Here is a 12837-nt window from a genome sequence, read left to right as displayed (position 1 = left end):
AAACCGGCCGAAGAGCGGCGTCACCGCCGAGAACGTTTCCAGAACGAAAGCCGCGATTTTTCAGCTTCTCTGGTCGAATTTTCCTAGGCAATCGGCTATAATAGATTAGAAACTGTCAAAAAAGGTGGGAGTAACGTGGCGCAGCTCTTTTTTCGGTACGGCGCAATGAATAGTGGGAAGTCCATTGAGATTTTAAAGGTCGCCCACAACTACGAGGAACAACATAAACGGGTCATTATTATGACCAGTGGCTTAGATACCCGTGACGGGGTCGGGGCCATTTCCAGTCGCATCGGGCTGAAACGTCCCGCGCATCCAATTTTTGCGACGACCAACGTCTACGATGAAGTAGAAAAGTTAGACCCGCAAGCCAATTGTCTGTTGATTGACGAGGCCCAGTTCTTGACCAAAGAGCACGTGTTTCAATTGGCCAAGATCGTGGATGACTTGCATATTCCGGTCATGACCTTCGGGTTGAAGAACGATTTTCGCAATGAATTGTTTGAAGGATCAAAATACCTTCTATTATATGCGGATAAGATTGAAGAAATGAAAACTATTTGCTGGTTCTGTACCAAGAAGGCCATTATGAATCTGCGCTTTCAAGACGGGCATCCCGTTTACGAGGGGGAACAGGTTCAGATTGGCGGTAACGAAGCCTACTATCCGGTCTGTCGGCGGCACTATTTCAACCCGCCGTTGGACCAGATGGGGCAATAACGAAACGAGGTTAACTCAAAATGGATGAAATGTTTGATAAGCTCCAGGCCGTGGCGGACCGTTACGACGAACTCAACGAATTAATCAGCGATCCGGAAGTGATTGCGGATACCCAAAAGTTCATGACCCTATCCAAGGAAGAGGGCGAACTACGCGAAACGGTGGAGAAATACCATCAATATCAAGACGTCACCAAGCAGATTAAGGATGACGACGAGATGCTACGCGAAAAGCTCGATGCCGACATGGAGAGCATGGTCAAGGACGAATTGAAGGAGCTAACCAGCCAAAAGGAACAGCTGGAAGAAGACATCAAGGTCTTGCTGTTACCGAAGGATCCCAACGATGATAAAAACATCATCATGGAAATTCACGGCGCAGCCGGCGGGGATGAAGCCAGCTTATTTGCGGCTGACCTATTCAGCATGTACTCTAAGTACGCCGAACGTCAGGGATGGAAGACCGAAATCGTGGACGAAAATGCGACCGAAGTGGGTGGTTTCAAAGAAATCGTCATGATGATCACCGGTGACAAAGTTTATTCCAAGCTGAAATACGAAAACGGGGCTCACCGGGTTCAGCGGGTCCCCGTCACGGAATCCGCCGGCCGGGTGCACACCAGTACGGCAACCGTTGGGGTCATGCCCGAAGAAGAGGATGTCGACATCGATATCGACCCGAAGGACATTCGAACCGACGTCTACCGCTCCTCCGGTGCCGGTGGGCAACACATTAACAAGACGTCTTCTGCCGTGCGGATGACCCACTTACCCACGGGGATTGTGGTGGCCATGCAAGATGAACGGTCCCAGCAACAAAACCGGGCTAAGGCCATGCAAATTCTGCGGGCCCGAGTCTACGATTACTATAAGCAACAGGAAGAAAATGCCTACAATGCCGAACGAAAGTCGGCCGTGGGGACCGGGGACCGTTCCGAACGGATCCGGACCTACAATTACCCACAAAACCGGGTGACCGATCACCGCATTGGTTTGACGTTAAACAAGTTGGACCGCATTATGAACGGGGAACTTGACGATATTATTGATGCGCTAATCTTATCCGATCAGGCCGCTAAGTTGGAAGACCTAAAGAACAATGGCTAAACTGGTGACGTACTTTGCGGCGCTAAAAGCTGCACAACAGCAGCTAAGCGTCGCACAACAGGATCCCAGTGCTGCCCAATTCTTATTACAGGAAGCTCAGCACTGGACCTTTACGCAACTGGTACAGCATTACCGGGACACCATCCCCGACGATCAATTAGCAACCTATCGGCAGCAAGTGGCGCGGGTAGTCGCGGGTGAACCCCCGCAGTACGTGTTAGGGCACGCGCCCTTTTATGGGCGAGAGTTTGTGGTGAGTCCGGCGACGTTAATTCCGCGCGTCGAAACCGAAGAGCTGGTGGACTGGGTACTGACTAGCCAGCCGGCGGGTGCTCGTCGCGTCTTGGACGTGGGAACCGGTAGTGGGGCCATTGCGGTAACCCTTCAGGCCGAACGCCCGGCCTGGCAGGTAACGGGGACGGATATTTCCGCCGCCGCCGTGGCCGTGGCTCGGCAGAACGCGCAGGCGTTGGCCCCCCAGGTGCATTTAACCGTCGGGGATTTGTTTGCCCCGGTAGCGGGACGCCGCTTTGACGTGATTGTTTCCAACCCGCCGTATATCGACCGGACGGAGACGGCGGTCATGGATGCGTCCGTGAAACGCTACGAACCTCAAGGGGCCCTGTTTGCCGCCCATCAAGGTTTAGCGTTTTACGAACGCTTTGCCACTAGTTTGGCCACCATGTTGACGCCGCAGGGCAACTTTTTTGCGGAGCTCGGGTACCAACAGGGGGCTAAAGTGCGGGCGATTTTTCAGGCGGCCTTGCCGACGGCGCTGGTCACCGTTCGTCAAGATTTGAGTGGTCACGACCGAATGGTGCGGGTTCAACTCACAGAATAACGAGAGAGTATGGGAGAATTATAAATGGAAACACAAATTTTTAAACCGGATCAAATTGACGCGGCTGCAGCCCTTTTGCGGGCCGGCCAACTCGTGTCGTTTCCGACCGAAACGGTGTACGGCTTAGGAGCGGATGCGACTAACGAAGCCGCCGTTAAGCAGGTATATGCGGCCAAGGGGCGGCCGAGTGATAACCCGTTAATTGTCACGGTAACGGGGCCAGCAATGGTGGCGCAATATGCGCAACCATTATCGACTAAGGCCCAAGCACTGATTAAGGCCTTTTGGCCGGGGTCACTAACCTTGATTTTGAACCTCCAACCCGGGAAGCTATCGGCGGCCGTCACCGGGGGACTGTCCACGGCGGCCTTTCGGAATCCCGCGAACCAGACCACGTTGGCGTTGATTCAAGCAGCGGGCGTGCCCATCGTGGGACCGTCGGCCAATACGTCGGGGAAACCGAGTCCGACGTTGGCGCAACACGTCTACCACGATTTGAAGGGGAAAATTGCCGGCATCGTGGATGATGGTCCTGCCCGAGTCGGAGTGGAATCGACCATCCTGGATCTGACCGCTGACGTGCCGACCATTTTGCGGCCGGGAGCGGTCACCGAAGAGGACCTTGAAGCCGTGATTGGGACGGTCCGTTCGACCCATCATCGGGTGGGCAAGACCGAGGTTCCTAAGGCACCAGGCATGAAGTATAAGCACTACGCACCGGACGCGCAGGTCTACATTGTTGACCACGAAAACGATTGGTCAGCGGCGTTGGCTTGGGCCCAAGCCCAGCCCTATTCGGTGGGGGTAATGGCCGTTGATCATGTTTTGGCAGCGCACCAATTGCCAGCTAACGCGGAGGCTTACACGCTAGGCCCCGACCTGACCAGTGCCAGCCACCGCTTATTTGCCGGCTTACGGCATTTTGACTTGGAAACGCCGGTGAAGGGGATTCTGACCCAGGGATTTGCCGATACTGGTCTGGGGGCGGCCTACATGAACCGCTTAAACAAGTCGGCCGGTCAGGTGCATTTTCAACCTTAATTCAAGTTTAGTTTGCATGGCGTTTTGCCGAGAAATCTTCGGGAGAACGCCATTTTTCTGGTTAATTCGGGATATTTTCCGGTTAATTGGGACGTCATTCCCCATTTTCCGGACAAATTTGCTAAAATGGAGAGTATCATACAGCTCAGGAGGAATTGCCCTTGAATTTTAAAACAGAAGATCCAGCCCTCTGGGGGGCCATCGCTAAAGAAGAGCAACGTCAAGAAGATACCATTGAGTTAATTGCTTCGGAAAACATCGTGAGTCATGCCGTGCGGGCCGCCCAAGGTTCCGTGCTGACGAATAAGTACGCCGAAGGTTATCCCGGTAAGCGTTACTACGGGGGAACCCAATACATTGATGTGGTGGAGCAGCTGGCCATCGACCGGGCCAAGCAACTGTTCGGGGCAGAATACGCGAACGTGCAACCCCACTCCGGCTCCCAGGCTAATCAGGCCGTCTATGCGGCCTTCCTGAAGCCAGAAGACGTGGTTTTGGGGATGGGCCTAGATGCCGGGGGCCATTTGACCCACGGCGCCAAGGTTAATTTCTCCGGCAAGCTGTACCACAGCTACAGCTACGGTTTGAACCCGGAAACGGAACGGTTAGATTATGCGGCCATCCGGGAATTAGCATTGAAGTTAAAGCCGAAGATGATTGTGGCGGGAGCGTCCGCCTACTCACGGATCATTGATTGGCAAGCCTTCCGCCGGACAGCTGACGAGGTGGGGGCCTACTTGATGGTGGACATGGCCCACATCGCGGGTCTGGTGGCGGCCGGGCTACACCCGAGTCCCGTGGGAATTGCCGACGTGGTCACGACGACGACCCATAAGACCTTACGGGGGCCTCGTGGCGGTTTAATTTTGTCACAGGCGCAATACGCCAAGCAGTTGAACTCGGCAGTCTTTCCAGGCACCCAAGGTGGTCCGCTAGAACACGTGATTGCGGGGAAGGCCGCGGCACTTTTCGAAGATAGTCAGCCAGCCTTCAAGGACTATGCGCGCCAGATCATCGAAAATGCGCAGGCAATGGCCGATGAATTTAGCCATGCTGCTCACCTGCGGGTCATCTCGGGGGGAACCGATAATCACCTGATGACGTTAGACGTCTCCCAGACGGGGCTCAACGGTAAGCAGGCACAGGATCTACTGGATACGGTGATGATCACAACCAATAAGGAAGCAATTCCGAATGAAACCCTTAGTCCGTTCAAGACGTCGGGAATTCGGTTGGGCACGCCAGCGGTGACGACCCGGGGCTTTACGGCAGATGATTGTCGGGAAGTGGCTCGGCTGATTAGTCAGACGCTAAGTCAACCCACTGACCAAACCAATTTAGGAGACGTGCGGCAGCGCGTTCACGCCTTAACGCAGGCTCACCCGTTAAGCGTTTTACCCTAGAAATTACGAAAAAGCGATTACATTCCCAAAAAAATCCGCTACGCCATTGCAGTTAATGGTACAATTGTAAGAAATACCAAAGGAGCGTTTATTCATGGGGAAGTTTCAAGTACTCGACCACCCGTTGATTCAACACAAGCTGACGATTATTCGTAACAAAAACTGTGGGACCCGCAGTTTTCGGGAAGTGGTTAACGAGATTTCGACGTTAATGGCTTACGAAGTTTCACGCGACATGCCATTACAAGACAAGGTCATCGAAACGCCAGTTGCCAAGATGACGGCGAAGGAATTAGCCGGTAAAAAAGTGGCCATTGTACCAATTCTGCGTGCCGGGATTGGGATGGTTGACGGTATTCTTGAATTGATTCCCGCTGCTAAAGTGGGTCACATTGGCATGTATCGGGACGAAGAAACCCTGCAGCCTCATGAATACTTTGTTAAACTGCCGTCCGACATCGATCAACGCCAGGTTTTCGTGGTGGATCCGATGTTAGCCACGGGGGGCTCGGCCATTATGGCGATCGACGCTTTGAAGAAGCGGGGGGCCAGCAACATTAAGTTTGTCTGCTTGGTTTCCGCACCAGAAGGGGTCAAGGCCTTACGAGCTAAACACCCAGACGTGGATATCTATACGGCGGCATTAGATGACCATTTGAACGAAGATGGTTATATCGTGCCGGGACTTGGCGATGCCGGGGACCGTTTATTTGGAACGAAGTAAATGTTGAGAAGAGATTCGGCAGTGATTGCCGGGTCTCTTCTTTGCCATTTTCATCTTTTTGGTTGGTAAGTTCAGTCGAATTGTCAAGCGTTAGTCTGGATGCGCACGCAACTGGCTAGTGTTAACGCTTACATTGCTGAAGTACCTGTATTTCAGCGCTGACGGGGGTTAGAGCAATCTTGTTACATTTCTGTGAAAATTGTTTTGTTTTTTAGACCAATTGGTGGTATCATTTCCAGTGTATTTGAATGGAGCGCTCGCTTCGTTCACTATTCCGTAAATTTCAAGAGTTTAGTGAGTTTTTGCCGGTTTACTAGCACTTGGAGGCTACGTTCATATAGTGTGAAAAGAGGTGATATTCGGTGAATGATGGTCCAGTTTCAACCTTCCAATTTCTTGGATTGACATTTAGTACGGTTAATATCGTATCTGGGTTGATTATTTTTCTTTTGGCGTTTGCAGTGATATTTTTTACCTCACGGCATATCACGATGAAACCTTCCAAAGGACAAAACTTCCTGGAATGGCTGATTGAGTTTACTAATGGGATCTTGAAGGGGTCGATTCCCGCCGATCAAGTCAGCAGCTTTGGCTTGTACGGCTTTACGTTGTTCCTCTTCCTGTTCCTGTCTAATCAATTGGGGCTATTTCTTCAGCTTACGTTCCATGGTGCTACCATCGTCCGCAGTCCAACGTCAGATCCTGTTTTAACCTTGACGTTCTCACTGATGACTATGATGGTTGCCCAATATTCAGGGGTTCAACGCTTGGGGTACAAGAAGCACTTTGCTAACTACCTCAAACCGTTCGTCTTCTGGCTACCAATTAGCATCTTCGAGGAATTCACGAATTTCCTAACGTTAGGTCTTCGTATCTTCGGGGTGATCTTCTCAGGTGAAATGCTCCTCAAAGTTATTTGGGGGTTAGCAACTTCACACGGCATTGCGACGATGATTGTCGCAGTTCCAGTCGAAATGATTTGGCAAGGGTTCTCTGCATTCTTGGGGGCCATCCAAGCTTTCGTGTTCGTCACATTGTCGACAGTTTATATTTCTCAAAAGGTTGTCGAGAAATAAACGATGTTTTTTAATTATAAGGAGGAAACATATAATGGGTGCAATTGCAGCTGGTATTGCTATGTTCGGGGCCGCTGTCGGCGGTGGTATTGGTGATGGTATCGTTATCTCCAAGACGCTTGAAGGTATGGTTCGTCAACCAGAATTATCAGGTCAGTTACGGACGACTATGTTTATTGGTGTTGGGCTGGTTGAAGCCATGCCAATCATTTCGTTCGTTGTCGCTTTAATGATCATGAACAAGTAGTTGAACTTATTTTTTAATTAATTTTTAAAAAGGAGGTGCCAATAGATGCTCTCACATTTAGTAGTTGATCAAGCACTGTACTTTGGTGACTCACTCTTCTACCTCGTCTGCTTTATCTTGTTGATGTGGTTAATCAAGATTTTTGCTTGGGGACCCGTGACCAAGATGATGCAGGATCGTTCTGACAAAATTGCTAACGACATCGATTCCGCCGAGAAATCCCGGACCGATGCCGCTGAGTTGGTGACTAAGCGCCAACAGGCTTTAAACGGGTCGCGAGCGGAAGCTGCAACCATCGTGCAAGATGCGAAATCCAATGGCCAACAACAACGTGAACAAATCGTTGCTCAGGCCCAAACGGACGCGCAAACGTTGAAGGTCAATGCCCAAAAGGACATCGCCCAAGAACGTGAAGACGCCTTAGCAAGTGCGCGGAACGATGTGGCGGACCTATCTATTGCGATTGCTTCCAAGATCATTCAAAGAGAATTAAACGCTGATGACCAAAAGGCATTGATTGATTCTTACATTGAAGGGTTGGGGAAGCATCATGAGTCTTGATAGGACAACCGTAGCCAAGCGCTACGCACGCGCATTATTTGAATTGTTGTCCGAAAAAGACCAACTGGAGGACGGCTATACCGAACTCCAGCAGCTTCGACGTGTCTTCCAGGACAACCCACGATTGGGTACTGTACTCTCAGACGCTAGTTTACAGGCTGCGGACAGAGAGGCTTTGGTGGGTCAATTGACCAGCCAAGCGTCTCCGTACATTAAAAACTTGATCCGCATGGTTTACGATTACGGCCGAATGGACGTGATGGTCGCCATCATTGATCAGTTTCAGGCCTTGTATGACGAAAAGCACCACACGGTTTATGCCCACGTAACCACGGCGGTCGATCTTTCTGCGGAGCAAAAGGACCGGATTGCGACGGCTTACGCGCAACGGGTTGGCGCTCAGAAAGTTATTTTAGATAGTCAAGTCGATCCCACGATTTTTGGTGGCGTGATTGTTAAGTCCGCCGGCATGATTCTGGATGGGAGTCTCAAGACGAAGATCAGCAAGTTGCGACGTCAACTGTTGGCATAACAAATCTGCAGGTAAAGAGGTGAAACTTTCATGAGCATTAAAGCTGAGGAAATCAGTACTCTAATTAAACAACAATTAGAAAACTACGAAGATGAACTCTCAGTTGAAGAAACTGGTACGGTAACTTACGTTGGTGACGGGGTTGCCCGGGCCCATGGCTTGGACAACGCCTTACAAGGTGAGCTGCTTTTATTTGATAACGGGGTTTATGGGATGGTCCAAAACCTTGAAACCAGTGACGTTGGTATCGTTATCTTGGGTGATTTCACTGGAATTACCGAAGGTGACACCGTTAAGCGGACTGGTCGTATCATGGAAGTTCCCGTTGGAGATCAATTAATTGGCCGGGTTGTTAACCCATTGGGCCAAGCAATTGATGGCAAAGGGGACATTAAGACTGATAAGACACGACCAATTGAACATAAAGCACCCGGCGTTATGGACCGGCAAGGGGTTAGCGAACCTCTACAAACCGGGATTAAGGCCATTGATGCTTTGGTTCCAATTGGCCGTGGTCAACGTGAATTAATCATTGGTGACCGGAAGACTGGGAAGAGTTCCATCGCGATTGATACGATCATTAACCAAAAAGATCAAAACATGATTTGTATCTACGTAGCCATTGGGCAAAAGGAATCCACCGTCCGGTCCCAAGTTAGCACGTTACAAAAGTTCGGGGCCATGGACTACACGATTGTGGTTTCCGCCGGTCCTTCCGAACCAGCACCATTGCTGTACATTGCGCCATATGCCGGTGCAGCCATGGGTGAGGAATTCATGATGAACGGCAAGCACGTGTTGATCGTCTACGATGATTTAACCAAGCAAGCCGATGCTTATCGTGAACTTTCGCTGATTTTACGGCGGCCACCAGGTCGTGAAGCCTACCCTGGGGATATCTTCTACACCCACTCTCGTTTGTTGGAACGGGCAGCGAAGTTAAATGATAAGCTGGGTGGCGGGTCAATGACCGCCTTACCAGTTATCGAAACCAAGGCCGGCGACGTTTCCGCTTATATCCCAACCAACGTGATTTCCATCACCGATGGTCAAATCTTCTTGAACAGTGATTCGTTCTATTCAGGGGTTCGGCCAGCCATGGATGCCGGGACATCTGTTTCCCGAGTTGGTGGGGATGCGCAGATCAAAGCCATGAAGAAAGTTGCCGGGACCTTGCGGTTGGACTTGTCCTCCTACAAGGAACTGGAATCCTTCGCCCAATTTGGGTCTGACTTGGATGCTGCCACTCAAGCGAAGTTAGCCCGGGGGGCCCGGACCGTGGAAGTCTTGAAACAAGGCTTACACGAATCCGTTCCGGTTGCTAAAGAAGTTGTGATTTTGTTTGCGTTGACGCATGGGCACCTCGACAAGCTCGAAGTTGCTGACGTTTTACGTTATCAAAATGAGTTATTTGACTTTATGGACAGTTCGCATAAGGATCTCGAAGACTCGATTACCAAGACCGGGAACTTGCCAGAAGGTGGCGCCCTGGAAACGGCACTCAAGGAATTCGACCAAACTTTCCAACCGTCTAAGCACGAGTCTAGTGCCGCAGCCAATAACTCTGAAAATTAAGATTGCTTGAAGGAAGGATGGTGAGGAACAATGGCTGAATCGATTCATGACGTTCAACGTCGGATTAACTCGACTAAGGCAACCCGCCAAATCACGGCGGCCATGCAAATGGTCTCGACGGCGAAGTTAAATAAGATTCAGAAACACGCGGCTGGTTACCAAGACTATGTGTCGAAGGTTAAAGCAGTTGTGATGCACCTTGCACAGTCTCATCTGTTGGATAATTCCTCAAGCAACCTGCAGTCAGATCGTCCAGTAAAGAAGACCGCTTATTTGGTAATTACCTCTGATCGGGGCATGGTGGGGAGTTACAACAGCAGTGTGCTGCGTGACGCCAACCGCTTTATCGAAGACCGGACGCCCAACCAAGACGACTACATGATTCTAGCCGTCGGGGGTACCGGAGCGGACTTCTACAAGAATCGGGGCGTCAATGTGGCTTACGAATATCGCGGGGTCAGTGATGTGCCGGAATTCAATGAAGTTCGGGAAATCGTGAAGACCGTAACGACGATGTTCGACAACCAAGTGTTTGATGAACTTTTTGTGTGCTACAACCACTTTGTAAACCGCATTTCATCTCGCTTTCGGGCTGAAAAGATGTTGCCCGTTGACAAGGAAACCTTGTCAACTGACGCAGCCAACGATACGCCCACTAAGCAACTCGTTTCGGAATACGATACGGAGCCTTCGGAAGCCGAAGTCTTACAAGTCGTGTTGCCGCAATACGCGGAAAGCTTAGTTTATGGTGCAATTCTGGACGCTAAGACTTCTGAACATGCATCCAGCACCAATGCGATGCAGTCAGCCACCGATAACGCCGATGATTTGATTGGGACGTTGCAGCTGCACTATAACCGTGCACGGCAAGCGGCAATTACCACTGAAATCACCGAAATTACGGGTGGGCAAGAAGCCTTAAGTAACTAATGACGGGAGGAATTAACGAATAATGAGTACTGGTAAAGTTGTTCAAGTTATCGGACCAGTCGTTGACGTTGAATTCCCATTAAACGATGAATTACCTGATATCAACACCGCCTTAAACATCAAAAAAGATGATGGTAGCGTACTGGTAACCGAAGTTGCCTTGGAATTAGGTGACGGGGTTATGCGGACGATTGCCATGGACGGGACCGATGGACTTCGCCGGGGCATGGAAGTAGAAAACACGAAGGCTTCTATTTCCGTTCCCGTAGGTGATGACACCTTAGGTCGGGTGTTCAACGTTTTAGGGGAACCAATCGACGGCGGTGCCGAATTTGGTCCTGATGCCGAACGGATGCCAATTCACCGTGACGCACCTAAGTATGACGAATTAAACCCTACGACCGAAATCCTGGAAACTGGGATCAAGGTTATTGACTTACTCGAACCTTACGTTCGTGGTGGGAAGATTGGGTTGTTCGGTGGTGCCGGTGTTGGTAAGACCGTTTTAATTCAAGAATTAATTCATAACATTGCCCAAGGCCATAACGGGATTTCCGTCTTCACCGGTGTTGGTGAACGGACCCGTGAAGGTAACGATATGTACTGGGAAATGAAGGGTTCCGGTGTTTTGAAGCAAACCGCCATGGTTTACGGACAAATGAACGAACCTCCTGGTGCCCGGATGCGGGTGGCCTTGACTGGGTTGACCATCGCGGAATACTTCCGGGATGTTAAGGGCCAAGATGTGCTGTTGTTTATCGACAACATCTTCCGGTTCACCCAAGCCGGTTCTGAAGTTTCGGCCTTGTTAGGTCGGATTCCTTCAGCCGTTGGGTACCAACCAACGTTGGCTACCGAAATGGGTCAGTTGCAGGAACGGATTACGTCGACTAAGAAGGGGTCTATCACCTCGATTCAAGCCGTCTACGTGCCTGCCGATGACTATACCGACCCTGCGCCAGCCACGACTTTCGCCCATTTGGATGCCACGACCAACTTGGAACGTTCTTTGACGCAACAAGGGATTTACCCGGCCGTGGACCCGTTGGCTTCGACGTCAACGGCCTTGGCCCCAGAAATTGTGGGTCAAGAACACTACGATGTGGCGACGGACGTGCAACACGTCTTACAACGGTATCACGAACTGCAAGACATCATCTCCATCTTAGGGATGGACGAACTGTCTGAAGAAGAACGTACGATTGTTAACCGGGCGCGGCGCATTCAGTTCTTCTTGTCACAACCATTTTCCGTGGCATCTCAGTTTACGGGGATGGATGGGAAGTACGTGAAGTTGGATGATACGATTCGGAGTTTCAAGGACATCCTTGAAGGGAAGTATGATGATCTTCCTGAAGATGCCTTCCGGAACTGTGGGAGTATCGAAGACGCTGTGGCGAAGGCCAAGCAAATGAACGAAGCGCTCGAAAACAACTAGGGAGGGATTCTAATTGGCTGATAATGCATCAGTTTTATCCGTTAGTATCGTCACTCCCGATGGTCGTGTGTACGAACACCAAGGAACCTTCTTAGTCGTGACGACTGAGGTGGGAGAATTGGGGATCATGCCGAACCACGTCCCGGTCATTTCCCCTTTGGCGGTGAATGTCGTGCGGGTACAGCATGATGATGCAGAAGACAAGATTGCCGTTAACGGCGGCTTCTTGGAATTCTCCAACAACACGGCTACCATTGTTGCTGACAGTGCGGAACGTCAAGATGACATTGACGTTGCGCGGGCTGAAAATGCTCGGCAACGGGCCGAAGAGACCATCAAGAAGGCGCAAGCTGCTCATGATGCGGACAATTTGGCTCGGGCACAGGTTGCTTTGCGGCGAGCTGTTAACCGGATCAATGTGGCTAAGCACTAAACGTGAATACCAAACGAGCTTGGGACAAAAGTCCCAGGCTCGTTTTTCGTCTCCGCCCATTTGATGGCGAAACCAGCTAACCACCGTCTGCCCCACTCTCGTTTTGGGGACGGCGCGAAGTTGGGTGGGGACATCACGTGAAGCGTTGAATAAGCTCGGTCGTAACCACTAAGGCGATTATTGGTAAATGTAATATTACAACTGCCGTTT

At 50.7% G+C, this 12837-nt stretch carries 14 protein-coding genes; all 14 read left to right on the top strand.

Features of this window, described 5'->3' with window-relative positions:
• The first annotated feature begins 135 nt into the window (after window positions 1–135).
• Window positions 136–720 carry a thymidine kinase gene (locus RI501_RS09490; protein WP_313822049.1) on the top strand — a complete coding sequence of 195 codons (585 nt, stop codon included), beginning with the start codon at window positions 136–138 and terminating at the stop codon, window positions 718–720.
• A gap of 20 nt (window positions 721–740) precedes the next feature.
• Complete coding sequence (prfA, locus tag RI501_RS09485) at window positions 741–1826, top strand: peptide chain release factor 1 (RefSeq protein WP_313822047.1); 1086 nt, start codon at window positions 741–743, stop codon at window positions 1824–1826.
• A complete protein-coding gene (prmC, locus tag RI501_RS09480) occupies window positions 1819–2667 on the top strand; it encodes a peptide chain release factor N(5)-glutamine methyltransferase (RefSeq protein WP_313822045.1) in 849 nt (282 codons plus the stop codon). The genes prfA and prmC overlap by 8 nt, the downstream gene beginning before the upstream one ends.
• A 24-nt stretch (window positions 2668–2691) precedes the next feature.
• Complete coding sequence (locus RI501_RS09475) at window positions 2692–3708, top strand: L-threonylcarbamoyladenylate synthase (protein ID WP_313822043.1); 1017 nt, start codon at window positions 2692–2694, stop codon at window positions 3706–3708.
• Between the two features lie 161 nt (window positions 3709–3869).
• Window positions 3870–5111, top strand: coding sequence for a serine hydroxymethyltransferase (gene glyA / locus RI501_RS09470; protein WP_313822041.1), 1242 nt, complete (start codon window positions 3870–3872; stop codon window positions 5109–5111).
• A 94-nt stretch (window positions 5112–5205) separates the two neighbouring features.
• A complete protein-coding gene (gene upp, locus RI501_RS09465; RefSeq protein WP_313822039.1) occupies window positions 5206–5835 on the top strand; it encodes a uracil phosphoribosyltransferase in 630 nt (209 codons plus the stop codon).
• 362 nt (window positions 5836–6197) lie between these two features.
• Window positions 6198–6911: a F0F1 ATP synthase subunit A gene (atpB, locus tag RI501_RS09460; RefSeq protein WP_313822037.1), complete on the top strand. Its 714-nt coding sequence runs from the start codon at window positions 6198–6200 to the stop codon at window positions 6909–6911.
• 34 nt (window positions 6912–6945) lie between these two features.
• Window positions 6946–7158: a F0F1 ATP synthase subunit C gene (atpE, locus tag RI501_RS09455; protein ID WP_313822035.1), complete on the top strand. Its 213-nt coding sequence runs from the start codon at window positions 6946–6948 to the stop codon at window positions 7156–7158.
• Window positions 7159–7203: 45 nt separating this feature from the next.
• The gene (gene atpF, locus RI501_RS09450; protein ID WP_313822033.1) at window positions 7204–7719 is read left to right on the top strand and encodes a F0F1 ATP synthase subunit B; all 516 of its coding nucleotides are present in this window, start codon (window positions 7204–7206) and stop codon (window positions 7717–7719) included.
• On the top strand, window positions 7709–8251 hold the full coding sequence (gene atpH / locus RI501_RS09445) for an ATP synthase F1 subunit delta (RefSeq protein ID WP_313822031.1): 543 nt from the start codon (window positions 7709–7711) through the stop codon (window positions 8249–8251). The genes atpF and atpH overlap by 11 nt, the downstream gene beginning before the upstream one ends.
• A gap of 30 nt (window positions 8252–8281) precedes the next feature.
• Window positions 8282–9826, top strand: coding sequence for a F0F1 ATP synthase subunit alpha (atpA, locus tag RI501_RS09440; RefSeq protein WP_313822029.1), 1545 nt, complete (start codon window positions 8282–8284; stop codon window positions 9824–9826).
• A gap of 30 nt (window positions 9827–9856) precedes the next feature.
• Window positions 9857–10756 (top strand): F0F1 ATP synthase subunit gamma, encoded by a 900-nt coding sequence (locus tag RI501_RS09435; RefSeq protein WP_313822026.1) that lies wholly within the window; start codon window positions 9857–9859, stop codon window positions 10754–10756.
• Between the two features lie 22 nt (window positions 10757–10778).
• A complete protein-coding gene (gene atpD / locus RI501_RS09430) occupies window positions 10779–12194 on the top strand; it encodes a F0F1 ATP synthase subunit beta (RefSeq protein WP_313822024.1) in 1416 nt (471 codons plus the stop codon).
• A gap of 13 nt (window positions 12195–12207) precedes the next feature.
• On the top strand, window positions 12208–12627 hold the full coding sequence (locus RI501_RS09425; protein WP_313822019.1) for a F0F1 ATP synthase subunit epsilon: 420 nt from the start codon (window positions 12208–12210) through the stop codon (window positions 12625–12627).
• Window positions 12628–12837 lie beyond the last annotated feature (210 nt).

Source organism: Levilactobacillus zymae, assembly GCF_032190635.1.
In the GTDB taxonomy this organism is placed as follows: domain Bacteria; phylum Bacillota; class Bacilli; order Lactobacillales; family Lactobacillaceae; genus Levilactobacillus; species Levilactobacillus zymae_A.
Note: the sequence above shows the minus strand (reverse complement) of the source record. Positions and strands in the feature narration are given on the sequence as shown.